The organism is Aequorivita sp. CRS11 (assembly GCF_059693805.1).
The window spans coordinates 36,329-61,825 of sequence record NZ_JCATIG010000007.1 but is presented as its reverse complement, the minus strand read 5'-3'; the positions used below and the strand labels follow the sequence as shown (position 1 = coordinate 61,825).

Below are 25,497 nucleotides of genomic sequence, written 5' to 3'. Positions count from 1 at the left end.
TTAATATTTCCCTAATTTCTGAAATAAAGCCTTAAATTCAACTTTTAATATTTCAAAATGATATTGCTTCATCGCTTAGTGTACGGTATTCTTCTTTTCGCCATTATAACTGGGTGCGCCCAAAAGAAAAATTCTTCCGAAGAAAAAATATTTCAAAATCCGACCGTTTCCAAAATAAACGGCCTGAGCCTTGTGGCCGCTCCAGATTCACTTTCGCACAAAAATGTTGCTTCTTTAAAGGAAGTCAATGCTAATTATGTTACCGTAATGCCCTTCGGTTTTATAAGAAGTTTAAACCATCCCGAAATAATATACGACCAAGAACGCCAATGGTTTGGCGAAACGCGCCAAGGGGTAACACAATATGTTGAATTGCTCCACAAAAACGAAATACACGTAATGATGAAACCCCAAATTTGGGTCTGGAATGGAGAATATACGGGCTATGTTGAAATGGCTTCGGAGACAGATTGGCTTCAACTTGAAGAAACCTATAAAAATTTTATCCTCGATTTTGCAAAAGTTGCCGAGGCAGCGGGTGTTGAAATTTTCTGTATTGGTACCGAATTGGAAAAATTTATAGAGCACCGTCCCGATTATTGGCGCGAATTGATTGCGGAAGTAAAGAAGGTTTACAACGGAAAATTGACCTATGCTGCCAATTGGGACGAGTACAAGCGCGTACCGTTTTGGGATGCGCTGGATTATATTGGCGTGGATGCTTATTTCCCAGTTTCGGAGAGCGAAACTCCCACAGTGGAAGAGGCAATAGCAGGTTGGGGGCGATGGAAAAAAGAATTGAAAGATTTTTCTGAAAAGGAAAACAAAAAAATACTATTTGCGGAATACGGCTACCGAAGTGTTGATTTTAGTGGCAAGGAACCGTGGAAAAGCGATAGGGAAATGACCTCCGTGAACTTAGAGGCACAGGCAAATTTGCTGGAAGGACTCTACAAATCGGTTTGGGGAGAGGATTGGTTTGCGGGTGGTTTTCTGTGGAAATGGTTTGTGTTGAACGAAAAAGTGGGAGGCCCCGATGACAATCAGTTTACGCCACAAAACAAACCCTCACAAAAAATCGTTGAAAAGTATTACTCAACTCACAAAGATTAATTTTTTTCCAGTTATCTATTCTTTTTCATTTCCTCAAGATAATCTTTTGCAATAGCAGTTTTTTGGGTTTCGGTAAAAACTTTTCCTGCCAATTGAAAAAAACTGTGCTCCTCATCTTCCAAATGGTGCTCTACCTTTTCACATAGTTGTTTTGCGTACACAAGCCAGGCTGGAGAATCCATGTCGGTTTCGTCCACTTTTTCCATTAGTTCATCCATTTCGTGATGTTCGGCAATTCCGTGGCGAGCGTGTTCTTGCATCATATCGTTATGGATTAATGGCGAATAGAAAGTGCGTTCTTCAGCGTCTGCATGAATTTTTAATTCGTGCTTCAATTTCTCCCACATTTCCTTTCTTTCTTTTGAATCGCCAGATGTAGAGGTTACCAAACGGCAAAGTTCGCGTTGTATGTCATGGTCTTTTCTTATAGCTTCAAAAATGTTCATAGCAGTATTTTTTAGAATGATTTTTCTTTACAATATCCTAAAAATTTTAGAAAGAAGCGAATATTGAAAAAAGAAATATTTAAAAAGGTTTAATTATCAGCGACTTGCTTGGGAATATTTTGTTCCGAAATTTTTGAGGAGTGGTTTTGCTTTATGTGTTTTAAGTAATAACTGTATAATTCGTCAGCATCTGCTCCAAGCCAGCGTTTTACATAAATTGTCCAAAAATGATATTGTAAATTCCAAACGCCTTTTTGTCTGTAAAGGCGCGCAGAAGTTGTAATCTGTTGTTGAATAACCACAAACTTCTTTCGTTTGTATAGTTCGTTGATTAAAATATTGTCTTCGTATATGGTATAGGTTTCGTCAAAACCACCAATTTCATCAAAAAGTTTTTTGGTTATGAATTGGCTTTGATCCCCGCCACGACAGGCACGCCAGCGAAATTGCGTAAGCCGGCCAGCCAATTTCAGCCACCAATGATCACTATCAAATTTCATTCGGAAACAGCCTGCGGGATTTCCGTTTTTTACTTCAGAAAAAATGTATTTGTCAAAATTTTTCGGTGGAAAGGAATCTGCGTGCAGAAAGTAAAGCATTTCGCCCGAAGCTACTTGCGCCCCTTTGTTCATTTGTTTTGCGCGACCTCTTTCTGAATTGATAATCTGCAAACATAGAGGTCTCGACTGCGCTCGACCGGACATAGTATTAACAATCTCAAAGGTATCATCACTACTTCCGCCATCAACTACAATGATTTCTATTTCGTTTTTCCCAGAACTATTTTCTGAAAGATGCTTTAATAGTTTTTCAATGTTTGCGGCTTCGTTTAAAACCGGGATGATGATGCTTATCATTAAAAAAAGTTTCTAGTTTCAAGTTTTAGGTTAATTCTCGATATACTTATTTTACTGATTATTGTTCGTTCAAATTCCAATCGTAATTTTTATAGGATAAAGTTACACCTGAATTTATTTTGGTTTTTGAATATTGGTTTATATAACCTATAACGTCCTGCTTTCCATTTACCTTATAATCCTTTGCATACCAATCAAAAATAGAGGAAACCTTTGGGTTGCTTGCTGAAATATCATTTTTGTCACTATTGATGAATTCTTTGGTGGCACGGTCCAGTTGTTCGTTGATTTTTGCCGCGGTATATGCTTCGTCCAAAAGTTTTGGGCAGGAAATAGAGGCACAATTTATAGCGAAGTGAATGCGTGGCTCGTTCATTTTCCTAAGGATTCCGTTTTCAATTCCGCCAAGGGAAAGTTCTTTATTTCCCACGGCAACGCGACCTTTGGTCCATGCGCCATCGATGTTCTTTATACTTTTTGTGGGATAATTTTCCACAATCAATTTTACCGTTGCTGCATTGTAAAGGTTAATGTAATAAGCGAGCAATTCCTGTACACTCCAATCGTTTGTGGGTTCTTTTTTAGAAAGCATTTTAAGATAATCATCCAGTTTGGCTTCGTCATTTTTAAAACCTTTATAATCAACCATGCCTTGGCTATTAACATATTTTTTCAGCAATTTGTCCCATTGGGAATGATCTATATTTACGGCAGAATTTGCGGTTGTTGAAGTGAGCTCAGACTGAACTTCCTTAATTGGCTGCCCTTGGCTACTAATACCTGCGGCGGAAAGAAGATTACAGCTTTGTAATGAAAATGATAAAAAAAGTATGGTTGCAAGGTTGAATATGGTTTTCATTTTGTTTCGTTTTATATATAAATAATTACGAATTATTTCGCTGCTTGGTTTTGAGGGGATATAATTCCTGGGAAATAAAACTAGAAGGAAATTTTTCGTCACCATCAAAGCCCAGTTCAATGTCCCGGCCGTCGTGGGGAATATGATTGGTTTTGAAAAGATAATCCCAAAGGCTCAAGCTGATCCCGAAATTAACACCGTATTGTGCGTGTTTTGGTAAAACTTTAGCGTGGTGCCAAATATGCATTTTGGGGTTGTTGAAAATGTATTTCAAAAGACCATAATCCCAGGCCAGATTGGCGTGATTTAAATGACCGATAGCGAGCGCAGAAAAATGTACAATCGCAACCGATTCCACGTCAAAACCTCCAATAATTGCAAGCGGAATGTAAAGCAACGATTTATAGACTACAGGTTCCATCCAATGGTAGCGCAGGTGTGCGGCGAATCCCATTTCTTTGACCGAATGGTGCAGTTTGTGAAAATTCCAGAGAAAAGAAGAGTAGTGCAACAATCGGTGGGTGTTCCATTGCACAAAATCTGTTATGAGAAAGAAAATCAAAAGCCCCAGTCCAAAGGGAAGTGCATCCAAATTGAGAAGCTGAAAATCCAAAAGCTCCCATCCTGCAAACGATAATAGATCGTTGAACAATTCCGCAGTGGCGTTTGATAAAAAAATAAGGACAATTAAATTCAGCAGGAAAAAATTGAAAAACATATAAAAGGTATCCAGCCAAAAATCCTTTCGGAAAACTTTTTGGTTCTTCCGCCAAGGAAAGAGCAATTCCAAAACCCAAACCAGCAAGGAAACCACGATTAAGCCATAGAAATAGTTTCCCCAGTGGAAGTGCGTTATTTCATTCCACAGATAGTTGAAATAGCCGTGATAGGAATTTTTAAATATTTCAAAGTATTTTTCCAAGATATTTTTGGTCGCAATAAATTGGGTTTGATTACAATTGCTTGATCAACTCGGTAAACAGTCTAATCATATCCGGTTCCGCTTTGGCGGCCATCGAGATTATTTCTTCAATATTAACGGGTTGCAGATTGTCGGGGTCGCATTCATCGGTAAGGATTGAAACGGCCGAAACCGGCAATCCCAAATGGTTTGCGACAATAACCTCTGGCACGGTGCTCATTCCCACGGCATCTGCTCCTATAATTTTTAAATAGCGGTATTCAGCGCGGGTTTCCAGTTGCGGTCCAACCACACTCGCATACACACCTTTGTGCAGTTTTATATTTTTTTCTGAAGCAATCTGCTCCAGTTTTTGGTTCATTACGGCATTGTAGGGAGCGCTCATATCTACAAAACGTTCTCCCATTTTTTCAACTCCGCGGAAGGCGAGTGGCGAGTCGCCTTGTAGGTTGATATGGTCATCAATAAGCATGATTTCACCTTTTTTGAAGTTGAGATTTATTGCGCCAGAAGCATTGCTCACTAATAAATGCTTTATTCCCAAAAGATGCATCACGCGAACGGGAAAGGTAACGTCACGCAGCGAATACCCTTCATAAACGTGAAAACGGCCCTGCATAAACACTGCTTTTTTTCCTTCCAAGGTGCCGTAAATAAGTTTTCCTTTGTGAAATTCAACTGTGGCCGTGGGGAAATTTGGAATATGGTTGTAGCTAACTTCCGCCTCAATTTTCACCTGTTCAATTATTTTTCCGAGGCCGGTTCCGAGAATGATTCCTACTTCTGGTTTTTCAAATCCACGTTGCTGAAGATAAGCTGCAGCTTCTTCAATGTATTTTAAAATACTCATATGCTATAAAAAGTTTTTGTCTAAATAAGGTGGTAAAAATTGCTGAAAAGCGTCAATTTCTTTGATGTCATCAAAATAATCCACATCATTGCGCGCTTCGAGAAAAATGTATTTTTCAGTTTTTAAATTTTCCAAAGTTGCTTCCAAAACGGTATTGCCGCCCCAGTTTTTATTTTGAAATATTTCAGAATTGGGCTCCTTCATTCCCAAAAGATAATAACCGCCATCGGTTGCGGGGCCAATTACAAATTGGTTGGTTTGCAATGCGTCAAAAGCGATTTCCAGATCGTTTTGGGATAAATCAAACATATCGCTGCCAATGATGATTGCTTTTTCATAACCCATCCCGAAAATTTCAGAAAATGCATTATTCATCCGTTCGCCCAAATCATTTCCTGTTTGTAATTTTTTTCTGAAATTACCCTCATTCCAAATATCGTCACGGTAAATGTTTTCTGAATAGAAAACAAATTTGTCAACGTTGAGATTTTCGGAAATTTCCACAGTATGCTTCAACAGAAATTTATAGATTTCCAAAGCACTGTCATTGCCAACAGTTTTTGCCAACCGGGTTTTTACTTTCCCAAGTTCAGGATTCCGCGTGAAAATGATCAGCGCTTTTTTTGATGAAGGAAAATGAAAATCGGAAGCTGTTTGATTATCGTCGTCATTTGTGTGTTTGGAGGAAAGTATGCCCATATTTTAGAAATAAGGTTTCGAGATTCAGTAAACAGGGTTGCCGGCAGTTAAATATTTGCTCCAATACTTGGAAAAAGCATGCACATTTTCGGTTTGTTTTCCTTTGGAATCAATAACCGGATAACCTTTGTTTTTCCATTCAAAGATACCGCCGTAAAGATTTTTTACGCTAACAAAACCAGCATTTTTTAATTTTTCGGCTATTTTTTCGGAACGAATTCCAACCGAGCAATAGACAATTACGGGAATGTTTTTATCTAGTTTTTGAAGTTGTTTTTCTTCTAATGTGAAGTCATTAAAACCCACGTTTATCGCACTTTTTATATGGCTTATTTTAAATTCCTCTGGTTCCCGCGCATCCAGAATTGTAACGGTATCATTCATCTGGAACATGCGCAATTCATCTACAGAAATATACGGGACACTGTGCCTGTTGTATTGTTCCAACAATGCATCGACCGGCTTTTGGGCCATCATTGCAATTGAAAAAAGCAAACAAACTAAGATTGATAAAAATATTTTCATGGAATTGGTTAAACCAAAATAGTCACAATTTATTTTGCCGTCGCGCCTTGACAGCTGCTACCAGCTCCGGCAGTACATCCATAACAATGTTGGCTGATTATTATTTTTCGGTCATTGAGGATATCTTCGTTGTATTCTGAAATGTGTTGGATTTTGCTCGCCACCTTCAATTCCAGCATTTGGTTGAAATCGCAATCGTATAAATACCCGTCCCAACTCACCGAGATGGTATTGCGACACATCACGTTTGCAACAGCTGCGGGGTTGTATGCATCCACTAAGGAATACATATAATCCTCGTAATTTTCCGAAGCAATCAAATAATCCAAAAACCGGGAAATTGGCAGGTTCGTAATAGCAAAAAGGTTGTGGAAATGTATCCCGAAATCCTCCAATAGTGCTTTTTTGAAATCTTTTTCCATACTGGCTTGATCGCCCGGTAAAAAAGCGCCGCTTGGGTTGTAGACCAAATCAAGACGCAGGTCGTTGTCCGGCATTCCGTAGCCTACAGCATTTAATTCCTGTAATGCTTTAATTGACTGATCAAAAACGCCTTCGCCTCTTTGTTTATCAGTTTTACCACGGGTCCAGTGGGGCATGCTGCTCACCACATGCACGTTGTGGTTTTTGAAGAACTCAGGTAAATTGTAATATTTTTTGTTGGCACGAATAATCGTCAGGTTGCTTCGCACAATAAAATCCTTAATGCCGGCTTTGCTTGCTTCATCAACAAACCAACGAAAATCTGGGTTCATTTCGGGAGCGCCGCCTGTAAGGTCTAATGTATGGGCGCCTGTGTTGCGAATCACTTCCAAACACTGCATCATCGTTTCGCGGGTCATAATTTCTTTTCGATCCGGCCCTGCATCTACGTGGCAATGTTCACAAACCTGGTTGCACATATAGCCGACGTTAATTTGAAGAATTTCAAGTTTATTGGGTCGAAGGGGAAATTGTTCTGTTTCCTTAATTTTTTCAGAAAAAAGGGGAAGTTCTCCACTGGCAAAAATACCGTTGGAAAGTTTTTCGAGTTGTTTGTTCGCCATCGCAAGCTCGCTGTGGCGTTTATGAAGGGATTGTTGTTGTTTCTTTTTTTCTTTTAGCATAGAAAATTTTTCTGAATTCTATTTTAATGATTTATTGGAAGTGCGCGATTAATGGTACGCCTACATTTCCAATTTATTCACCTTGTTCATCATCATCACCCCGTGTACCAAGCTGGCGCCGCTTTTGATAGCTGCGCCTACGTGAACGGCTTCCATCATTTCTTCTTTGGTAATGCCACGTTGCAAACCATCCTGTGAGTAGGCATCAATGCAATAGGGGCACATTTCGGTATGTGCCACTGCAAGAGCTATGAGTGATTTTTCACGGGCAGAGAGGGCGCCCTCTTCAAAGACTTTTCCGTAGTATTCAAAAAACTTTTCACCGAGCTCTTTGCTCCATTGTGTAATATTTCCAAATTTTTTTAAATCTGCAGGGTCATAATAATTCTGTGAGGCCATAGGAGTGCTTTATTTATAAGTACGAAATTTTAGGGATTTTGGTTTTCAATAAAGGTAAATATAGGCAAGTAGTCTTTGATAAAGGAGCATGCTTACGAAAGTTTAACAATTTAATCGAAAGAATAAACAAAGCCACTTTCCAGATTATACTGTGAGTTTGGGATACCAATTGCGGGGGTTTCATCATAAATAAATGTATAGGTAGTTTTAAACGCAAAATTCTTGAATAAATCAATAAGCAATGAACTTTGGTTTGATAAACGGTAATCACTAAAGTTTTTAAGTTTAGGTTGGTAGTAGGTAGTGCTTACAAGGCTTATGGTTTCTGTTGGGTATAAACTAAAGGAAAGATAGGAGGTGCTTCGAAAATCACGTTGAAGTGGAGTTACACCATCGCTGAGCTCCTCTTGTTCATACATTATATGGGTTCCCAAATAGAACTTATACTTTTCTGAAGTTGTCAATTTAAAGCGTGGTCCTATTCCAACCAGACCTCTAAAATCTATTTTTGAAACTTTGTTATACTGTGCTTGTGCAAAAACCTCCCAAGCTATTCGGGGATGAAATCTATAATTATATCGAAGATGGGTTATTCCCGCATTCTCAAATTTGTTGCCTTCAATGTTTTTTAACTCAATATCGTTCTTCAACAATACCAAATGTTTGTTCATTTTGTATTGTAGGTGTGTACTGCTGCTGAAGGCGAAATAATCATTTACGTCACGTTTCAACGAAAAACCAAGACTTACAGAACCTGAAAAACCAGAGGTGTCGGTTACTTTCCGAAGCGATTCGGCATTGAGTATTTGTGATTTTGCAGTAAATGAAAAGCATATGAAGAAAAGCGCAACTAAATATTTCATGCTAATTTTCAATAATTGGTTAGTAACCTTAAAAATAATCAAAAGGTTTAAATAAGATGAATTTACTGGTTTTCCAGATAGTTTTTTAGGACTATGGCTTGGTTATGTTTTTCATCTTTCGCTCCGTAGAGAAGTGTTAAACGTTTTTCTTTTGCTTTGTCCAACAGTTGTTGCACCAGTCCTGAATGGTCTTCCAGTTCTTTTTTATATTTTTTTGAGAAATCATCAAAACGTTCTTCTTTGTGGTCAAACCATTTTCGAAGTTCTGTAGAAGGGGCAATTTCCTTCATCCATTCGTCCAGTTTTGCGTCTTCCTTGCTTACGCCCCGTGGCCAAACGCGATCAACCAAAATCCTAGTACCATCACGGTTGGCTGGTTTTTCGTATATACGCTTTGTTTGTATGTCCATAATTTCACATATTCCAAATGGTTATTCGCCCCAATTGGCAATTTCTTCATCGGTCCAAAGAGTAGGGAAAAATTTACGTTGCTGGTATTTTGGGTGGAGGTATTTTTTCCATTCCGAACCGCCCGTAGCGGTTTTACTTTCCCCTTTGCTATTTAAATAATGCTGTGCGGTATCTAAATGTACCATCGGCCAAGCCACGTTGTAAAAATGGTCAAATTGTTGTAGTTTTTCTTTTAGTTCTTCGGAAGGGTTTTCCATTTGGCCCACTCGTTCTTCCAGGGTTTTTCCTTTTACATTTTCAGCCAGCGCTTTGAAATCTGCTTCATATTTTTCAATGAAAAGACTTAGTGTAAGCGTCATTTTACCAGTTTTTCTGTTTAATCCGGCGTCTTTCCAATAAATATGTTTAAAGTAATCATCAAGTGTGGGGTTTTGCGGCAATCTTTCTCTTCCTTCGGAATTGATTAAATTTTCAAGCCGGGTACTGTAAAGTTCCAATATTCTGAACTGTGCGCTCTGAAAACCGCTTGCAGGGGTCAGGGTGGAGCGGAAGGTATTGTAATCATCATAGCTCATTCCGTCTTTCATAATATCAAAAGAAGTGATGAGCATTCGGGTGTATCTTTTTAGTCTATCCAGTTTTATTAGCCAGATTTCCTCTGAAAGATTTTCACCCTCGGAAAGTTGTTTTATTTCGTGGATCATCATTTTTAAGGTAAGTTCCGTTACCTGATGGTACATCACGAATATTTCTTCATCCTTAAAATCAGTTCTTGTTTTTTGGAGTGAAAGCAAGGTGTCCACTTGAATATAATCCCAATAGGTTATGGGTTTTGCCTGTAAAAGCCCCTTGAGGTAGGTTTCGGGATTTTCGCCCAGATTTTTATACTTTTCCTCGAGTGCTTTTATAATTTCTGAATTGTCCATTTTGTGTGTTTCGTAAAAATCCCTTAAAAATAAAGGTTATTTTCGGTTTTTCTAAAGGATTGATGAATCTGTTTTAAAGAAAAAGCCCTGTCACAAAGTGTGCAACAGGGCTTGTTAACTATTTGTGCGTTCTATTAATAAAAAGTAGCACGATTGTCTTCAATATCGGCTTTCTTCTTAAGTGCATTATAAACTGCGCCTTGAGATGCTGGAGCAGCCTTAGAACTCAATTGATTTGCATAGTTTACATATGATTCCAACTTGGGCGCTGGGTTAAATGCAGTGGTTCTTATTTTATAAACTCCATTTTTACCATCAATCAAACCTGTAGACTCCCCTGGTTTTGTGCCAAAAGCCGTGCCCACAACTTTTGGTTCATTATTGGCGCCAACCATAGGATTAGCCATTGTAACACCCGTGCCATTCTGAACACTCACGCCTTGGTTTTTGGCAATATCTTCAATTGTGTTTCCAGTGATGGACTCACGTATTTTTTGAGCTTTTTTCTCGTTTATAAGTATAGGCTTTACAGTGGCAGTAGCTTGAGCAACGCTCATTAAGCCTTTTTCATTTTTACGGGTAAGTTGAGCAATTATATATCCTTCAGGAACACTGAAACGTTTTATGTCTCCAACTTTAGTGTCTTCATCAAACGCCCAGTTGACAATAGGACGATTGGCGCCAATACCAGGAATGTTAGAATCCATTTTTCCAAGATTGTTTACTGGCTTCACTTCAAGACTCTGTACTTGTGCCAATTCTGTAAAATCGCCATCTTTTAAAGCCACCTCAAACTTTGATGCTTTAAAAAACACATCGTCAGTTGTTTTTTTGGAAGGCTCAATGTTCTTTACAACAGTTGCAAGCTTAACAGCTTTTTTAGGTTCAGACTGTTTTCCTACTTCTACAATGTGAAAACCAAAATCAGTTTCTACCAAACCAATAGTTCCGGTTGAATTATTAAAAATAAATTTATCGAAGGGTGGTACCATTCTACCTGGTGTAGAGCTTCCAAGATCTCCCCCGTTTTGGCTAGAGCTGTCATCTGAAAATTCCGCTGCAAGCTCTGCAAACTTGGATTTGTCTTTTTTCACAACACTCAAAAGACTATCGGCCAATTTTTGCGCTTCTTCTTTTGTTCTAGTAATAGTTTCAGGTGCACGCATTGTGCCCACGTAGCGAATCAAAATATGTTTTGACTCTGCAGAATCAGGCATTTTCTTGGTTTCTAAAACTTTAGAAAGATAGAAAGAGTTGTCTACTTTATAAGGGCCATAAATGTCGCCATCATTCAGGTTGATGAGAGTGTCTGCAACAGTAGCCGGTAATTGACTTTTAAACATCCAACTGTCGTAATAAGGTACATCAGAATTTGCATTTACATATTCTTCGTAATCTTTTGTATTTCTAAAACCAGGAATTGTATCGTTGATTTTTGTGTCTTGGTTGAATTCTACATTGTTATTCAACAAGGCAGCTGTTTCAGTTTTAGCTTCTGCAATATCAGCTTCCGATGGTTCTTCAGAAAAGAAAACATACTGAATGTCTGCCTGTGCATCAACTTCATAATCGCTTGGGTGCGCGGCAACGTATTTTTTTATTTCATCGTCTGAAACATTTACATCCTCATCGGCAATTTTGCTGTATGGGATCATTACATAACTGAAATTCAAATTGTCATTCTGAAAATGGTATTCTTGCTCACCTTCAGCAACTGTGGTACGCAAGCCTCCTTTTATCATATTGAAATAAGTACGCTGAAGTACACCTTCTGCCGTGTTTTGTTCAAAATCTAACCACTGCTGGTACATTGCTGGTGATGAAGCTTTGATGCTTGCAATGTATTCCTGAATTTTACCATCATCAACCTGTCCAGCTTCGTTAAGAAAAGTGGGATTGTTTGCCAAAGAAGTTTTAAGAGCATCGTCTAATTGTGCCTTTTCAACAGAAAGACCTGCTTTTTCATACTGTTCTTCCAAAATAACACGGCGAAGTTCTCTGTCCCAAACCATATTCACAGCCTGCGAAGTGTTTGAGTTTGGGCCCATGTTGCGCTGGGTGGCATCTACCTCTTCCATAAAACTTTGCCTGGAAATGTCAGTGCCATTTATGGTGGCAATTGTATCCTGAACCTTTGTGCCGCCACCTTTGGTTAATACATCACTTAAAATAAAGGCGAAAAGCGCCAATGCAATAATAAGGATAAGAAATATCCCTCTTTTTCTAATACTGTTTAAGATTGCCATTTGATGTTCGTAATTTATATTGCTTCACTTTCGCATTTGCGTAGGAAGGGTTTGGTTGTGATTTTCTTCTAGTTCCTAATAAATAACAAGGTTCTTAAAGAATTGTTTTTTTAATTATTTAGTGGGCGAAAATACCATTTTCCTACCATTAATAAAAAAGTAAATTGAAAAAAGTGTGGAATAATTGAAAATCTAATCCTCGGAAAGGTTTTTTACTTCTACCAGTTCAATTTTGGTGCTCGAAACTTCAAGAATGGTGAATATATAATCTTCAATTTCAACAGTTTCGCCTTGTTCTGGTATTTCTTCGGTGAAGTTTACTATAAGGCCTCCCAAGGTTTCGTAGTTTTCACTTTCCTCCAAATTCAGCTTATAGGTTTCATTTAGGTAATCTACTTCCAAACGTGCCGAGAATTTGTAATGGCCATCGCCCAATTCTTCTTCAATAAGAGCAATGCTGTCGTGTTCGTCTTCAATATCGCCAAAAAGTTCTTCAATAATATCTTCTACGGTAATAATACCGCTGGTTCCGCCGTATTCGTCTATTACTACAGCAATGCTTTTTCTCTTTTTGCTAAGGATGCCCAATACGTCTTTAACCAGCATCGTTTCGGGAACAAAAACTACTGGCATCAATACCTTTTTAATACTGGCTGGTTTTTTAAAAAGCTCAAACGAATGCACATAGCCCAAAATATCATCAATATTTTCTTTGTAGACCAATATTTTTGAAAGCCCTGTTTCTGTGAAAATTTTAGCGAGTTCTTTAGGCGTAGTGTTGATATCTACGGCTACCACTTCCGTTCTCGGGATCATGGCCTCGCGCGATTTAACTTCGGAAAAGTCAAGCGCGTTTTGAAATATCTGTATTTCCGAATCCATTTCTTCTTTGGTTTCGGCAATCTCCATCTGTTCCGAAATATAATTTCCAAGTTCCAGTTTACTGAAGGTCAACTGCACAGTGTCTCCTTCAGATTTAAAAATTAATTTCAGTACCAAATCTGAAATCCAAATAATGAATTCTGAAATAAGTGAAAAAAGGAAGTAAAAGAAATATGCGGGTACTGCAAAAATTTTAACTAAGCTGTTTGCGTAAATTTGAAAGAAAACCTTTGGCAAAAATTCTGCGGTAAGCAAAATGATAATTGTGGAAATTATGGTCTGAATAAGTAATCCCGTGAACCCTGCAATAGGAATGTACTCCATTAAAAGATCACCCATAAAAAAACCGTAAATAACTAGGGCAATGTTGTTGCCCACAAGCATAGTTGCTATAAATTTTGAGGGGCGTTTGGTTATTTTTTTAAGAACACCTGCCAGAAATGTGTTTTGTTTCTTTTCAATTTCAATATGAATTTTATTTGAAGAAACATAAGCAATCTCCATACCCGAAAAGAAAGCGGATAGAAGTAGCATTGTTATTATAATTAGGATGCTGTAATCCATTTAAAATTTTAAATGTTCAATTGTTACCATCCAAGTGTGGTTGGAATCCTGAAAGCTATTTGTTTCTTTCCTCCATTTTTTTCCGAAAATTTCTTTTGAAAAAAAACATGAATATTGCAAGAACTACAAAGAATAAAAACAGGTAGGCGCGGTAGGGCTGGCTTTCCCAATTATTTATAGCTTCATAGGTAAAAAATGCTGCGATAATAAGATAGGCATATTCAAAAAAACGGTAAACTTTATTTAACATCTTCGGTTTTGGTTTTGTCCACTAATTGTACTCCTTGGTTTTTTCTGGATAGAAAGGTAGTGAAATCTTCACTGCTGTCAAACCCAACGGCACCATCATTATAGGAGCCGTCCTTAAATTTTATTTGATAGGGCTGGTCTGTGAAGACCCATTTATTTTTTTGGTCCCAATAAAGCTGGTTGGCTTTTAAAACTACACTGTCTGCGGTAATAACCACTACATTGCTTCGCAGGTCAACCAATCCGGTTCCGTCAAACTGTATGGCATAGTCTGCGGTTACAGTGTTTTTTTTGCCGTTTTCATCCCAAAATCGCACTTCAATTCCGTTAGGAAATTCTTTATAGGGAAATTCAAGGTTTGAGTAATCCAGTAATTTTTTGGCCAACAGGTTGGTCACCAATTTCCCTGAGTCTGTGTATTTAAAATTGATGTCTTTACCTTCGGCAATGGGAGCCCCATCAGAAAGCCCCATTTTTTTTACATTTTGGTAATTACTTTCACATGCAAAAAGCGTGATGGCCAATACCAGGACCATCACGCTTTTAAACATATTTATAGTGGTGTACATTCTTATAAGTTAGGAACTCTTACGCTTCCTCCAACCCAACAGTTAAATTTAACGGTTTTTCCAGCCATACCTTCAGAAAAAATATCACTTGCCTGAGGGGCACGAGCTCTATAAGAACTTGCAGCTGCTTTTGCATTACCAGCAATCGTTCCGTCTACACGGGCTGCTTTATCCATCATATCTGCCGCTAACCAGTACATTGCTCTTTTTTCAAATACCGTAGTTCCACAGTTGTTTGCGCTATCGGCATACATAGAGCCAATTTTATAATATGCCATACCAGCAGATGGTTTTACTTCAAGCATTTTGTTATAATAGTTTCTTGCAGTTCCATAGCTTCCTTTTTTGCGGTAGTTTTCTGCTATACTATAATAAATTGAAGCTTTTTTTCCTTTATCTGTCTGCAAGTCTGCTGCTTGATTAAAATAATCCAATGCAGTGCTAGCTTTGCCGTCTTTTTCTGCAAGTTTCCCAAGATAATAGGCAGATTCTGCTGAAGGCTCCAGCTTGTGCAATTCCTGAACCAATTTAAAGAACAACGGATCATCACAATCTTTAGCACTTAAACGGCCAGCTGCATTTTTAAGCCAGTTTACATCGGTTTTCTTATTTTCAAAATCTTTATTGTACAATGGAATTAGATTAGGGCAGTCTGCCAATTGGCCTAACTTTCCATTTACACTTCCTTCAACGGTTGCATATACTCCAAGATTGTTTTCATAAACATCTTTTGCGCGCTGCTCTTTATCGGTAAGTGCCGTTCCAGCTTCTTCTTTATCCATTAAAGGAGTAAGCTTAGACGCAAGACTGTTCTTTTCAGTATCAATTTTATCGATTACAACATCGTAAAGATTAAAAATATCCTGAAGATCTTTTTGACCCTCGTTATGTAAATCTACAGCCAATGAGAAATAAGCGTATAGGCTTTTTCCACTTGTGAAATTTTCTGGGTCTTTTTTAAATGCTTCGTCAAATGCCTTAAACTGCTCAGCTTTTGAGCCTATGTTATTGTCATACTTAATTTGAGCAATTGTTGAAAGTACATCACCTTCTTTGGTTTGATCAGGGAAGTTTTGCAACCTCAGTTCCCAAGCTTGGATAAGATCGTTCACTTTGCTTTTGTCGCCTTTTTCTTCAACAAAATATTCAAACATTTTTACTCCATACTGATAGATGGCAATATGGTATCCTGGGCATTCCTTAATTAGTTTTTCATAATGTGGAAGAGCGGCTTCATAATTTTTTATTTTAGCCGGTTCTGTAAAATAAGAAAGGGATATTGCACAATCATCGGGAGCTTGAGCAAAAGAACTTCCAGAGAAGGAAAGCAGAAGGATGGTAAATAGTAAAATAAATTTTGTTTTCATGGTATTAGAATTATTGGTATTAATCATATAATCTTTTTTCGAACCAACGGTCATTTAGTGAGAAACTCAAGAATGTATTAAAAAAGTTTTCCTGTATCAAACCAAAGTCGGTGGTTCCGCGTCTTCCGATTTCAAAACCTACATTTGCGTTTGAGAATAATCGGCCTACGGGCAAACCTAGTCCAAAAGATATGCCAAACTCGTTTATGTCTTGTCCATTCACGTTTAAGCCTGTTTGTTCATATCTAGCTCCTGCGCGGTAAACGACTCTTTTAAAGTAATTTCCGAAAGAATTATAATTTGGAATATAATATCCTCCTAATCGGAATTTAGAAGCATTTTCATAGGTTATGTTGTCAATGGTGAACGACCTATTTGTAAAGTTACTTGTTTTTTGATTAGTATATTCCGCACCTAATGCCCAATGTTTTGGCTCACCAATGGCAGCTCCGATTGTAAATTGGGAAGGAAAGGTAAAATCTGTATCTGAAACGGTGATTTCTCTTTCATCAACCGTAAAAATACCAGCAGGAACAATAGATACCGTACCAATTCTTCTGTAATTTTCTGAAGTAAAACTGGTTCCCGGTGTAAATGTTACAGAACCTGTAAATTCCAGTTTTTCGGTAACCATTCTCTTATACATTGCCCCAAAATTGAAGCTAAATCCCAGAATGTCCGATCTGTTATAGGTACGAGTGCCATATTGAAGACTATCCTTTTGGGTGATGGCCGTATTTTCTATTTTCCCAAAGTTGTAATTTGCATCTATACCTAAGCTCAATTGGGGTGTCACTTGATAGCCAAGTGAAAGATAAGCTCTGTTTAAGCCGCCGCTGCCTTCATATTGTGTAAGGCCATCAGGTAATTCGGAATAGAAATCATAGCCCACTGAAGTATAAGGAATAACTCCAAAACCCATTCCGAATTTTCCCATAGGAATGCCCATAGCGATATAATCTAGAGTGGTTGTGGAAACATTTTGGCTGTCTGTTTCATTTTTTTGTGTCGAAGCTTTATGGCTTCCACCTACAGAAAAGTTAACCAATCGCAAACTTGAATAGGAGGCTGGATTTTGAAGATTAAGGTGGATGCTGTCCGAGAAAACCCCCAGTCCTCCCATAGTCCTGTTTTCAACCGTTCCACGGAATTTTAAGGTACCAATACCATAATAGGAATATGGAGATGTGGTTCCTTCCTGGGCCACTGTTACACCTGCAATAAGTATAAATAAACCGACTATTATTTGTCTAAACATCAATGTTTGTTATATTCTAAAATATGGTTCAAGCCCTCCAATAAAAAATTTGAGTTGGCAAAGATGTCATTTTTTATGGTATCTCGCAAAAAATGTGCGTCTCCTCCTGTTAAAATAACTGTTAAATTCTCGTAATTATTTTTATAAGCTTCAATAAAGCCATCTATTTCGTACAAAACCCCGTTCACAACTCCAGCGTGTATAGATGTTGCGGTGCTGTTTCCGATTAATAATTTTGAATTATTTGCTTCCAATAACGGTAGTTTATCCGTAAATGTATGTAAAGATTTATATCGCAACGATATACCGGGTGAAATTGCACCACCTAAATATTCATTTTCTGAGTTTATAAAATCATAGGTTATACACGTTCCTGCATCGATTACCAATACATTTTTATTTATATATAAATGTACTGCTGCACTCGCTAATGCGATGCGATCGATACCCAAGGTTTTTGGGGTCCCATATTTATTAATGAATGGAACTGTGGTCGTGTGGTCCAACAGTAAAACATTACAAAGCTTTTCCAGTTTTGAAATTTGCTGTTCAGAAAAGTGGGCAACCGAGGAAACAATGCTATTATCTATAGAAGGGAAATTTTCAAAAAACTCTCCCAGCGTAGCCAAAAAGTCTGTTTTTACACAAGTTTTTTTATGTTTTAAAATTCCAGAATCAAACACGGCAAGCTTTACAAGTGTGTTCCCAACATCAATTACGAGGTTCATTTTTTTAAATAAGGCAATAAAAATACAACTACGTTAACGAAGTAATTGTTAAGGCTCTATTAAATTGAGCAAAGATTATCTGTTTATTTTTTTAATTATTGTTTTGCAAAAACGAAAATAGCTTTATATTTGCCGTCTCAATAATGGTGCCTTAGCTCAGTTGGTAGAGCAACGGACTGAAAATCCGTGTGTCCCTAGTTCGATTCTTGGAGGCACCACATAGAAAAATCGCAATCGTCTTATTATAAAGATATTGCGATTTTCTTGTTTTATAAAGGTGTTTAAAAGTGTGTCTTTTTAATCATTTCATCAAAAGGAACGATAGTCACAAACCCTCTTTTTCTGAAATATTCCATATCCGAAACATCTCCTGTAACCAAAACAAAATCCCCACCCCAAGCGCCCAAGCTCTTAATAGTATTAGGGTAATCGCTAAAAAGTTGCTCTTTTATAGTTGGAAGGTTGATGGTTTCTGAAATAATTGTTTCGTGTGCATTCATCAATTTTTCGAAATCTGAAAGCGTATAGCACAACAATAATTTATTGCTAATGGCTGAAATCCGTTGAAGGGTTTTTTTACTCACAGAAGCATTTTTATATCTCGAAATTCCTTCTTTACTATCCTGCTTTTCATTCAAATGCACAAAAAATAAGGAATCTGTAAAATCCCAGGAAAGGTGTGCTTTTCTAAATTCAGGAACTCCTTTTTTAATTTCATATAAAATAGGAGCATCATTCTGCGCTGCTGCAATATCGTACCCGCTTCCGCCAAAGCTGTTGGCGAGCAAAGCAAAACCATCTACTTCTGCCCATTGCGCAATGTTGTTTATTAAAGTGGAAGAAGAACCCAAACCCCAATTCCGCGGGAAATCCAGTGTCGTTTTAACTTGAATTCCTTCATATTTGGAAAGAAAATCGGGATTCAACTTTTGCGCTTCGCGAAGTATTTTTGATACAGTTTTTGAAATTTCACTTTTCTTATTTTGGCTTTCAAAATTCTTTAAATCGAAGAAATCCTCAAACCAAACCGTCCCTTTTTCATCAAAGCTTTTCCAATGAATTCCTCCTTTTTTTGAAGCAGAAACTTCCAAAGATTGCCTATATTTTGTGGGAATGGCTAAGGCAGTCGCACCACCAAGAACCACATATTCGCCGGTGAGTAATAATTTTCCGTTGCTATGGAATTTCTGCATAACTACATTCTAAAGTTTTCCAAAAAAGAAACAACTGCGCTATGTGAAACTGCATTCTCTTTAAAATAATTTAAAGCCTCATTTTTTTCTTCTTTTGTAGCATGCAACTGGTTCAAAATATTCATCAGGTGCATTTTCATATGTCCTTTTTGAATGCCCGTGGTAACCAAGGACCGGACGGCTGCAAAGTTTTGAGCAAGCCCGGCAACGGCCATAATCTTCATCAACTCCTTGGCATTTGGTTTCTGGAGGATTTCAAAAGCCAGTTTTGTCAATGGGTGGAGTGATGTCAATCCGCCAACAGTTCCAACGGCTAATGGCAATTCAATCCAAAAAGTGAAAACATCATCCTCAATTTTCGCGTGTGTCAAACTACCGTAATAGCTGTTTCGGGCGGCGTAAGCATGTACTCCGGCTTCCACGGCACGAAAATCATTTCCCGTTGCCAAAACAACTGCATCCACGCCGTTCATAATTCCTTTATTATGGGTTACGGCACGTCGCGATTCGGTTTTGGCAATTTCAATGGCGCGTACAAACTTTTCTGCAAATTGTTTTCCGTCGAAATGTTTTGTGGTGAGTTCTTCTACTTTGCAACTCACTTTGGCACGGACCAAACATTCGGGAACGTAATTGGAAAGAATGCTCATGACCACTTCCGGATAGGTATCATCTTTTTGGAAGGTTTCAAAGTTTTTGGCTTCTTCCTCAAAAGTATTTGCCATTTGCTCCAAACAACTATTGATGAAATTAGCGCCCATGGCATCCAAGGTTTCAAAAGTGGCATGAAGGTAATAATAGCCATTCAAAATATGCGATTTGTCAACCAGTGAAAGTTCCAAAATTCCACCGCCACGGGCTTTCATGTTTTTTTCGATAGCTTGGATACTTCCGAGAAGTTTCGGTTTTACCACTTCAAAAAATGCTTCAATGCTTTTTTCACTTCCGTAGAAATTGAAATGAATTTGCCCGTTTTTTTCCGTTGAAATCACTTCCGCTTTAAACCCGCCTCTTTCCAGCCAAAATTTTGCTGCATTACTTGCCGCGGCAACGACTGAACTTTCCTCAGTCACCATTGGCAGGGCAAATAATTTTCCGTTAATCAAAAAGTTTGGGGCAATACCGAAAGGCAAGTAATAATTGGAAAGTGTATTCTCAATAAAATCGTCGTGAAGCTGCTGTAGTTGCGCATCTTCATTCCAGTATTTTTTAAGAATTTGCACGGAATCAGGATTGTTTTGCAGGTAATTTTCTGCAAGCCAATTAATTTTTTCCTGCTTTGATTTTTTTGAAAATCCAGAAACGGGTTGATTCATTTAAATAAATATCATTTAGTTGCAAAGATAGTGAAGCCCCCTAGCCCCCGAAGGGGGAATTCCTAAAAAAATTGTTTTATTGACGATTATTGGCATTAAAAAAGGTTTTTAAGAACTAAAATCTGTTCTCAAAAACCTTTTTATTCAACTTAAAACGAAAATCAATCTATTTTAAGTTTCTTTAATTTGGGCGTCCTTGGTTGGTTTTGGGCGCACGTTAAACTTTTTTCGTTTAGGCCGTAATTTGCCGAAACTGCCAATGCTAATCTTGCCCCGTTTTGTTTTTTTGTCACCTTTGCCCATTACTTCTTGTTTTGTTGTTTTTTGATGGTTTTCTCATCTATGTCAAACTCATTGGTTTGCTTATTTGTCTTTCCCGTTGGGTTTGTGGGATGTTTTTGTTCTGTCTTTCTTTCAAATTTCTTCTCCATAATATTGTCTTTTTCTCGTTAATAATTGAATTCCTAAAATAGAAAATGCAAATCACAAATTCCCTTAAACCATTGCTAAAGAATGGTTAAACCTTCCGAATGGAACGTGAAAATGCAGAAATTCCGGCTATTCCTTTTTCCGAAAGCATTTTTATAAAGGCACTGCCAATAATTGCCCCTTTGGAATGTTTTGTTGCTTGCTGAAATGTTTCGGAATTGTTTATTCCGAACCCAATAATCTGTGGATTTTTAAGTGAAAGCGAAGCTATCCTTTTAAAATAATTTTCCTGTTCCAACCCAAACCCTGAAGAGCTTCCAGTAACACTCGCGCTGCTCACCATATAAATAAAGCCTTCGGAAGCTGCGTCAATCTGCCGGATACGTTCTTCGGAAGTCTGGGGCGTTATCAAAAAAATATTTATAAGGTTGTATTTTCTGAAAATTTCGGCATAATGTTCCTCATATTCCGCCAAGGGAAGATCGGGTAGAATCAGGCCATCAATACCCACTTCAGCACATTTTTTACAGAAATTTTCCACTCCAAATTGAAGCACAGGATTAAAATACCCCATAAGTAGCAACGGAATTGAAACCGTTTTTCGAATGTCTTTTAATTGCTGAAAAAGCAAATCGGTAGTCATTCCATTTTTTAAAGCCACTTGCGAACTCGCCTGAATAATGGGCCCATCGGCCAAAGGATCGCTAAATGGCAAACCGATTTCTACCATATCCACGCCGTTTTCTTCCAATTGCTGAATTATTTCAACTGTATCACCCAGTTTTGGATAACCTGCGGTGAAATAGATTGAAAGTAATTTTTTATTTTCAGAAAGTTTTTGATTGATTCGATTCATTTTAAATATTGTTTTATATCCGTTAGAACGCAGTCGAGAACTAAAACCCTCTTCTTCAAAGAGGTCGCGACTGCGCTCGTCCAAGACAACGATTTTACTAATTAAAATGTTTAATATATGTATCCAAATCCTTATCGCCCCGCCCGCTTAAATTCAAAACCACTATATCATTCTTTTTAAATTTCCGGGATTCAAAAATGGCGAGGGCGTGACTACTTTCAATGGCGGGAATTATTCCTTCCAGCTTACAAAGTTGCATTCCGGCATCCATAGCTTCCTCATCGGTTATCGAAATAAATTCGCCGCGACCACTCGCAAAAAGATTGGCGTGCATTGGCCCAACGCCGGGATAATCCAAGCCAGCCGAAATAGAGTAGGGTTCCGTAATTTGTCCGTCCGGTGTTTGCATCAATAGTGTTTTGCTGCCGTGGATAATCCCCACCTTCCCTAAAGCGGAAGTTGCGGCACTTTCGCCACTGTCAATTCCCTTTCCGGCGGCTTCCACAGCGATAATTCCCACTTCCATCTTGTCCAAATAATGATAAAAAGCACCCGCTGCATTGCTGCCGCCGCCCACACAAGCAATCACAAAATCTGGGTTTTCCCGACCTTCCTTTTCGTTAAGTTGCTTTTTTATTTCTTCCGAAATTACACTCTGAAATCGAGCTACCATATCGGGGTACGGATGTGGGCCCACCGCGCTGCCTATAATATAATGTGTGTCCAACGGATTATTGATCCAATCGCGAATGGCTTCATTTGTGGCATCTTTCAAGGTTTTACTGCCACTGGTTGCGGGAACCACTTTTGCGCCCAGCATTTTCATCCGGGCTACGTTGGGTGCTTGACGTTTTATATCAATTTCACCCATAAAAACAATACATTCCAAACCCATCAATGCACAAACGGTAGCGGTGGCAACGCCGTGTTGTCCAGCGCCAGTTTCGGCAATAATTCGGGTTTTGCCCAATCGTTTTGCCATTAAAATCTGGCCAATGGTGTTGTTCACTTTATGTGCTCCCGTATGGCAAAGATCTTCGCGTTTTAAATAGATTTTGGTGTTGTATTTTTCCGAAAGGCGTTTTGCAAAATACAGTGGTGTTGGCCGTCCTACATAGTCTTTCAGCAATTGGTGGAATTCTTTTTGAAAAGATTCCTCGGCCATTACTTTCAAATAATTCTGCCGCAGTTCCTCCACATTCGGGTAGAGCATTTCAGGGATATACGCGCCGCCAAACTCGCCGTAGTAGCCTTTTTCGTTTACGTTATAATTCGGAGGCGCAGCCGAAGGAATTTGTTTGTTTAATTTCATAAGATTCTATTTATACCTACAAGGTTCTGGAAACCTTGCAGGAGTTTAATATCCTTTCTCCCGGGTTCAGTTTCAAACCTACTATTCACATCAATTGCATAAATTGGAAGATCTGTTTTAAGTAACTTTTTTAATGCTTCAACTTCTTCCAGACCAATGCCTCCGCTTAAAATAAAGGGTTTTTTTGAAGGATATTTTTTTAGAATTTTCCAATTGAAAGTATAGCCGTTTCCACCCTTTTCCTTTCCTTTTGTGTCGAATAGGAATTTATCTACCACAATTTCAAAATGTCTTAAAATTTCAAAATCGAACTCCTCTTTGATTGAAAAAACTTTCCATATTTCAACTACTGCAGAATTGTCTGGTCGAGCGCAGTCGAGACCTTTATTTAAGCGAATACAAAAATCTGCCGTTTCTTCTCCGTGCAATTGAATTACATCAAGTTTGAATTGTTTTGTTTTTTCTAAAATTTCATCCAAGGAAGCATCCACAAAAACGCCAACTTTCTTTATTCCAAGCGGTAGCGAAGGAATCTCACCTTCAAAAAACCTCGGACTTTTTTCATAAAAAATAAAGCCCAAATAATCTGGTTGAAGTGTTACAACTTCGGCGATGTTAAGTTTCATTCCGCAGATTTTCAGCCCCACTCCAGTCCGCCACGGCGGAGAGGGAGTTTGTTCATTTTTTTTCATCTCAGTTTTTCAATAAATTGTTTTGCGGTTTGGCCGGGATTTTCGGTTTTCATAAAATTTTCGCCAATCAAAAATCCTTCAAAACCGTAGGTTCTCAAATCTTTTATGGTTTCAACGTCGCTGATTCCGCTTTCGGAAATTTTAACAAAATCCTTCGGAATTTCTTCGGAAAGTTTTTTACTGATGTCTATATCTACTTTGAAATTTTTCAAGTTTCTGTTGTTTACACCAATCATATCCACATTCGGTAAAAGAGATTTTTGAAGTTCTTCGAGATTGTGGACTTCCAATAAAACATCGAGTTTTAAGCTTTTCGCCAAAAATGAAAACTGTTTCAGTTCTTCTACTGAAAGACAAGCTGCGATCAATAAAATTGTATCGGCGCCGTATGCTTTCGATTCGTAAATTTGATAGGGGTCAATTATAAATTCCTTCCGAAGAATGGGAACTGAAACCGTCTTTTCGGCAACCAATAAATCGTCCAGCGATCCGCCGAAAAAATTGGAATCGGTTAATACTGAAATTCCCTTTGCACCTGCATTCTCATAACCGGAAACCACTTCAGGTAACAAAACCTTGTCATTTATCACCGATTTGCTGGGCGAACGGCGTTTGTGTTCTGCAATAATTCCCGTGGTTGAAATGCGCAAAGCTTCTGCCAACGATTTGGTTTCTTTGGCAAAAAGTGGAAACTTTTCAAGCAAACGGGTTGGGATAGCTTCTTTTTTTGCAGCAACTTCCTTGCGTTTGTAAGTGGTTATGGTATCTAAAATGTTCATTCTTCGTTAATCGTTAATCGTTAATCGTTAATCGTTAATTCGTTAGCTGGGGAATCAGTATTTTGAAAGGCTCGCGATAAATCGGTGCGCCTACGATATTTGTTGTAATTTCTTCAATGATTGCAACGCTTTGCCAGCTTGCAAAGATTCTTTCGCTTTTTCAAATCCTTCATTTATCGTGCAACTTTCAACTACTGAAATCGCCATTCCGGCATTGGCGCAGACCACGTTATTTTGGGCTTTGGTACCTTTTCCGTTGAGGATATTCAGAAAAATTTCAGCTGAATCTTTTACAGATTCACCTCCAAATATTTCAGATTCCGCAATCTGTTTCACTCCAAAATCCTCGGCAGTTAAAATATTCTCAGAATTTTTTGAAATCACTTTAATGGGACCTGTCAGTGAAATTTCATCATAACCATCCATCGCGTGAAGCACGGCGTAATTTTTCTCGCTTTTTTGATAGAGATAGCCGTACATTCGGGCCAATTCCAAATTAAAAACCCCAACCAATTGGTTCTTCGGAAATGCAGGATTTACCATAGGTCCGAGCATATTGAAAAATGTTTTCACGCCTAATTCCTGTCTAATCGGCGCCACATTTTTCATGGCAGGGTGGAAGAGGGGCGCGTGCAAAACACAGATTCCGGCTTCGTCCAAACAACGCGTTAAAAAATCTTTTTCATTGCTGAATTTTATACCCAAAGCTTCCATTACATTGCTGCTTCCGCTAACAGAAGAAACGCCATAATTGCCGTGTTTGGTAACATTTACTCCAGCACCCGCCGTTACAAATGATGCCAAGGTTGAAATATTAAACGTGTTTTTACCATCGCCGCCCGTGCCGCATAAATCTATGGTGTTGTATTCGCTGAAATCTACCGACAGGCACAGGTCTAACAGGGCATCGCGGAAGCCTTCCAATTCTTCCAAACTTACGTTTCGCATCATATAAACCGTTAAAAAAGCGGCGATCTGGCTTTGATTGTATTTACCTTCGGAAATATTTACCAAAACTGTTCGTGCTTCTTCTTTGTTGAGTTGCTCGTGGTTTATTAATCTGTTTAAAATCTGTTTCATT

Annotated in this window: 28 protein-coding genes and 1 tRNA gene; 2 read left to right on the top strand and 27 right to left on the bottom strand. The window is 38.3% G+C overall.

Annotated elements, in window-relative coordinates:
• Positions 1-57: 57 nt before the first annotated feature.
• Positions 58-1,113: a glycoside hydrolase family 113 gene (locus AC58DT_RS13185; protein ID WP_497217271.1), complete on the top strand. Its 1,056-nt coding sequence runs from the start codon at positions 58-60 to the stop codon at positions 1,111-1,113.
• A gap of 11 nt (positions 1,114-1,124) precedes the next feature.
• Here the strand turns inward: AC58DT_RS13185 and AC58DT_RS13180 are convergent, their stop codons facing one another.
• From AC58DT_RS13180 to AC58DT_RS13095, 18 genes are all read right to left on the bottom strand, one after another.
• On the bottom strand, positions 1,125-1,559 hold the full coding sequence (locus AC58DT_RS13180; protein ID WP_497217270.1) for a hemerythrin domain-containing protein: 435 nt from the start codon (positions 1,557-1,559) through the stop codon (positions 1,125-1,127).
• An 89-nt stretch (positions 1,560-1,648) separates the two neighbouring features.
• Positions 1,649-2,416 carry a TIGR04283 family arsenosugar biosynthesis glycosyltransferase gene (locus AC58DT_RS13175; RefSeq protein ID WP_497217268.1) on the bottom strand — a complete coding sequence of 256 codons (768 nt, stop codon included), beginning with the start codon at positions 2,414-2,416 and terminating at the stop codon, positions 1,649-1,651.
• A 58-nt stretch (positions 2,417-2,474) separates the two neighbouring features.
• The gene (locus AC58DT_RS13170) at positions 2,475-3,275 is read right to left on the bottom strand and encodes a DUF547 domain-containing protein (RefSeq protein ID WP_497217267.1); all 801 of its coding nucleotides are present in this window, start codon (positions 3,273-3,275) and stop codon (positions 2,475-2,477) included.
• Between the two features lie 25 nt (positions 3,276-3,300).
• Complete coding sequence (locus AC58DT_RS13165; protein WP_497217266.1) at positions 3,301-4,197, bottom strand: sterol desaturase family protein; 897 nt, start codon at positions 4,195-4,197, stop codon at positions 3,301-3,303.
• A 31-nt stretch (positions 4,198-4,228) separates the two neighbouring features.
• Positions 4,229-5,047, bottom strand: coding sequence for a purine-nucleoside phosphorylase (locus AC58DT_RS13160; protein ID WP_497217265.1), 819 nt, complete (start codon positions 5,045-5,047; stop codon positions 4,229-4,231).
• Between the two features lie 3 nt (positions 5,048-5,050).
• On the bottom strand, positions 5,051-5,746 hold the full coding sequence (locus tag AC58DT_RS13155; RefSeq protein ID WP_497217264.1) for a TIGR04282 family arsenosugar biosynthesis glycosyltransferase: 696 nt from the start codon (positions 5,744-5,746) through the stop codon (positions 5,051-5,053).
• A gap of 24 nt (positions 5,747-5,770) precedes the next feature.
• The gene (locus tag AC58DT_RS13150; RefSeq protein WP_497217263.1) at positions 5,771-6,271 is read right to left on the bottom strand and encodes a rhodanese-like domain-containing protein; all 501 of its coding nucleotides are present in this window, start codon (positions 6,269-6,271) and stop codon (positions 5,771-5,773) included.
• A 29-nt stretch (positions 6,272-6,300) separates the two neighbouring features.
• Positions 6,301-7,377 (bottom strand): arsenosugar biosynthesis radical SAM (seleno)protein ArsS, encoded by a 1,077-nt coding sequence (gene arsS, locus AC58DT_RS13145; RefSeq protein WP_497217262.1) that lies wholly within the window; start codon positions 7,375-7,377, stop codon positions 6,301-6,303.
• A 60-nt stretch (positions 7,378-7,437) separates the two neighbouring features.
• Positions 7,438-7,776, bottom strand: coding sequence for an arsenosugar biosynthesis-associated peroxidase-like protein (locus tag AC58DT_RS13140; protein ID WP_497217261.1), 339 nt, complete (start codon positions 7,774-7,776; stop codon positions 7,438-7,440).
• 110 nt (positions 7,777-7,886) lie between these two features.
• Positions 7,887-8,639 carry a DUF481 domain-containing protein gene (locus AC58DT_RS13135; RefSeq protein ID WP_497217260.1) on the bottom strand — a complete coding sequence of 251 codons (753 nt, stop codon included), beginning with the start codon at positions 8,637-8,639 and terminating at the stop codon, positions 7,887-7,889.
• A 62-nt stretch (positions 8,640-8,701) separates the two neighbouring features.
• On the bottom strand, positions 8,702-9,049 hold the full coding sequence (locus AC58DT_RS13130; protein ID WP_497217258.1) for a DUF488 domain-containing protein: 348 nt from the start codon (positions 9,047-9,049) through the stop codon (positions 8,702-8,704).
• Positions 9,050-9,070: 21 nt separating this feature from the next.
• Entirely contained in the window at positions 9,071-9,976 is a 906-nt protein-coding gene (locus tag AC58DT_RS13125) for a tryptophan 2,3-dioxygenase family protein (protein ID WP_497217257.1), read from the bottom strand.
• Positions 9,977-10,110: 134 nt separating this feature from the next.
• Positions 10,111-12,222, bottom strand: coding sequence for a peptidylprolyl isomerase (locus AC58DT_RS13120; RefSeq protein WP_497217256.1), 2,112 nt, complete (start codon positions 12,220-12,222; stop codon positions 10,111-10,113).
• A 192-nt stretch (positions 12,223-12,414) separates the two neighbouring features.
• Positions 12,415-13,668, bottom strand: a complete 1,254-nt coding sequence (locus tag AC58DT_RS13115; protein ID WP_497217255.1) for a hemolysin family protein — start codon at positions 13,666-13,668, stop codon at positions 12,415-12,417.
• A 239-nt stretch (positions 13,669-13,907) separates the two neighbouring features.
• Entirely contained in the window at positions 13,908-14,486 is a 579-nt protein-coding gene (gene lptC / locus AC58DT_RS13110; RefSeq protein WP_497217254.1) for an LPS export ABC transporter periplasmic protein LptC, read from the bottom strand.
• A 2-nt stretch (positions 14,487-14,488) separates the two neighbouring features.
• Positions 14,489-15,853, bottom strand: coding sequence for a tetratricopeptide repeat protein (locus tag AC58DT_RS13105; RefSeq protein WP_497217253.1), 1,365 nt, complete (start codon positions 15,851-15,853; stop codon positions 14,489-14,491).
• Between the two features lie 19 nt (positions 15,854-15,872).
• Complete coding sequence (gene bamG, locus AC58DT_RS13100) at positions 15,873-17,111, bottom strand: BamG family beta-barrel-assembly machinery protein (protein WP_497217252.1); 1,239 nt, start codon at positions 17,109-17,111, stop codon at positions 15,873-15,875.
• On the bottom strand, positions 17,111-17,839 hold the full coding sequence (locus tag AC58DT_RS13095) for a type III pantothenate kinase (RefSeq protein ID WP_497217251.1): 729 nt from the start codon (positions 17,837-17,839) through the stop codon (positions 17,111-17,113). Before AC58DT_RS13095 ends, bamG begins: the two co-directional genes overlap by 1 nt.
• Positions 17,840-17,984: 145 nt before the next feature.
• Here AC58DT_RS13095 and AC58DT_RS13090 point away from each other — a divergent pair.
• A tRNA-Phe gene (locus tag AC58DT_RS13090) sits at positions 17,985-18,057 on the top strand.
• Between the two features lie 63 nt (positions 18,058-18,120).
• Here AC58DT_RS13090 and AC58DT_RS13085 read toward each other — a convergent pair.
• The 9 genes from AC58DT_RS13085 to trpD form a co-directional block, all read right to left on the bottom strand.
• Positions 18,121-19,032 (bottom strand): GYDIA family GHMP kinase, encoded by a 912-nt coding sequence (locus AC58DT_RS13085; RefSeq protein ID WP_497217250.1) that lies wholly within the window; start codon positions 19,030-19,032, stop codon positions 18,121-18,123.
• A 2-nt stretch (positions 19,033-19,034) separates the two neighbouring features.
• Positions 19,035-20,348 (bottom strand): hydroxymethylglutaryl-CoA reductase, degradative, encoded by a 1,314-nt coding sequence (locus tag AC58DT_RS13080; protein ID WP_497217249.1) that lies wholly within the window; start codon positions 20,346-20,348, stop codon positions 19,035-19,037.
• 171 nt (positions 20,349-20,519) lie between these two features.
• On the bottom strand, positions 20,520-20,651 hold the full coding sequence (locus tag AC58DT_RS13075) for a 30S ribosomal protein THX (RefSeq protein WP_076692428.1): 132 nt from the start codon (positions 20,649-20,651) through the stop codon (positions 20,520-20,522).
• Complete coding sequence (locus tag AC58DT_RS13070) at positions 20,651-20,779, bottom strand: hypothetical protein (RefSeq protein WP_262987129.1); 129 nt, start codon at positions 20,777-20,779, stop codon at positions 20,651-20,653. Before AC58DT_RS13070 ends, AC58DT_RS13075 begins: the two co-directional genes overlap by 1 nt.
• A gap of 86 nt (positions 20,780-20,865) precedes the next feature.
• Entirely contained in the window at positions 20,866-21,633 is a 768-nt protein-coding gene (trpA, locus tag AC58DT_RS13065; protein WP_497217248.1) for a tryptophan synthase subunit alpha, read from the bottom strand.
• A 97-nt stretch (positions 21,634-21,730) separates the two neighbouring features.
• On the bottom strand, positions 21,731-22,945 hold the full coding sequence (trpB, locus tag AC58DT_RS13060) for a tryptophan synthase subunit beta (RefSeq protein ID WP_497217247.1): 1,215 nt from the start codon (positions 22,943-22,945) through the stop codon (positions 21,731-21,733).
• Positions 22,942-23,571: a phosphoribosylanthranilate isomerase gene (locus AC58DT_RS13055; RefSeq protein ID WP_497217246.1), complete on the bottom strand. Its 630-nt coding sequence runs from the start codon at positions 23,569-23,571 to the stop codon at positions 22,942-22,944. Before AC58DT_RS13055 ends, trpB begins: the two co-directional genes overlap by 4 nt.
• A 62-nt stretch (positions 23,572-23,633) precedes the next feature.
• Entirely contained in the window at positions 23,634-24,416 is a 783-nt protein-coding gene (trpC, locus tag AC58DT_RS13050; protein WP_497217245.1) for an indole-3-glycerol phosphate synthase TrpC, read from the bottom strand.
• Between the two features lie 90 nt (positions 24,417-24,506).
• Positions 24,507-25,496 (bottom strand): anthranilate phosphoribosyltransferase, encoded by a 990-nt coding sequence (gene trpD / locus AC58DT_RS13045; protein WP_497217244.1) that lies wholly within the window; start codon positions 25,494-25,496, stop codon positions 24,507-24,509.
• Between the last annotated feature and the right edge of the window lies 1 nt (position 25,497).

Coding starts and splice junctions, on each gene's coding strand:
- AC58DT_RS13185 (WP_497217271.1), top strand. CDS start 58: ATGATATTGCTTCATCGCTTAGTGTACGGTATTCTTCTTTTCGCCATT.
- AC58DT_RS13180 (WP_497217270.1), bottom strand. CDS start 1,559: ATGAACATTTTTGAAGCTATAAGAAAAGACCATGACATACAACGCGAA.
- AC58DT_RS13175 (WP_497217268.1), bottom strand. CDS start 2,416: ATGATAAGCATCATCATCCCGGTTTTAAACGAAGCCGCAAACATTGAA.
- AC58DT_RS13170 (WP_497217267.1), bottom strand. CDS start 3,275: ATGAAAACCATATTCAACCTTGCAACCATACTTTTTTTATCATTTTCA.
- AC58DT_RS13160 (WP_497217265.1), bottom strand. CDS start 5,047: ATGAGTATTTTAAAATACATTGAAGAAGCTGCAGCTTATCTTCAGCAA.
- AC58DT_RS13155 (WP_497217264.1), bottom strand. CDS start 5,746: ATGGGCATACTTTCCTCCAAACACACAAATGACGACGATAATCAAACA.
- AC58DT_RS13150 (WP_497217263.1), bottom strand. CDS start 6,271: ATGAAAATATTTTTATCAATCTTAGTTTGTTTGCTTTTTTCAATTGCA.
- arsS (WP_497217262.1), bottom strand. CDS start 7,377: ATGCTAAAAGAAAAAAAGAAACAACAACAATCCCTTCATAAACGCCAC.
- AC58DT_RS13140 (WP_497217261.1), bottom strand. CDS start 7,776: ATGGCCTCACAGAATTATTATGACCCTGCAGATTTAAAAAAATTTGGA.
- AC58DT_RS13135 (WP_497217260.1), bottom strand. CDS start 8,639: ATGAAATATTTAGTTGCGCTTTTCTTCATATGCTTTTCATTTACTGCA.
- AC58DT_RS13130 (WP_497217258.1), bottom strand. CDS start 9,049: ATGGACATACAAACAAAGCGTATATACGAAAAACCAGCCAACCGTGAT.
- AC58DT_RS13125 (WP_497217257.1), bottom strand. CDS start 9,976: ATGGACAATTCAGAAATTATAAAAGCACTCGAGGAAAAGTATAAAAAT.
- AC58DT_RS13120 (WP_497217256.1), bottom strand. CDS start 12,222: ATGGCAATCTTAAACAGTATTAGAAAAAGAGGGATATTTCTTATCCTT.
- AC58DT_RS13115 (WP_497217255.1), bottom strand. CDS start 13,668: ATGGATTACAGCATCCTAATTATAATAACAATGCTACTTCTATCCGCT.
- lptC (WP_497217254.1), bottom strand. CDS start 14,486: ATGTACACCACTATAAATATGTTTAAAAGCGTGATGGTCCTGGTATTG.
- AC58DT_RS13105 (WP_497217253.1), bottom strand. CDS start 15,853: ATGAAAACAAAATTTATTTTACTATTTACCATCCTTCTGCTTTCCTTC.
- bamG (WP_497217252.1), bottom strand. CDS start 17,111: ATGTTTAGACAAATAATAGTCGGTTTATTTATACTTATTGCAGGTGTA.
- AC58DT_RS13095 (WP_497217251.1), bottom strand. CDS start 17,839: ATGAACCTCGTAATTGATGTTGGGAACACACTTGTAAAGCTTGCCGTG.
- AC58DT_RS13085 (WP_497217250.1), bottom strand. CDS start 19,032: ATGCAGAAATTCCATAGCAACGGAAAATTATTACTCACCGGCGAATAT.
- AC58DT_RS13080 (WP_497217249.1), bottom strand. CDS start 20,348: ATGAATCAACCCGTTTCTGGATTTTCAAAAAAATCAAAGCAGGAAAAA.
- AC58DT_RS13075 (WP_076692428.1), bottom strand. CDS start 20,651: ATGGGCAAAGGTGACAAAAAAACAAAACGGGGCAAGATTAGCATTGGC.
- AC58DT_RS13070 (WP_262987129.1), bottom strand. CDS start 20,779: ATGGAGAAGAAATTTGAAAGAAAGACAGAACAAAAACATCCCACAAAC.
- trpA (WP_497217248.1), bottom strand. CDS start 21,633: ATGAATCGAATCAATCAAAAACTTTCTGAAAATAAAAAATTACTTTCA.
- trpB (WP_497217247.1), bottom strand. CDS start 22,945: ATGAAATTAAACAAACAAATTCCTTCGGCTGCGCCTCCGAATTATAAC.
- AC58DT_RS13055 (WP_497217246.1), bottom strand. CDS start 23,571: ATGAAACTTAACATCGCCGAAGTTGTAACACTTCAACCAGATTATTTG.
- trpC (WP_497217245.1), bottom strand. CDS start 24,416: ATGAACATTTTAGATACCATAACCACTTACAAACGCAAGGAAGTTGCT.
- trpD (WP_497217244.1), bottom strand. CDS start 25,496: ATGAAACAGATTTTAAACAGATTAATAAACCACGAGCAACTCAACAAA.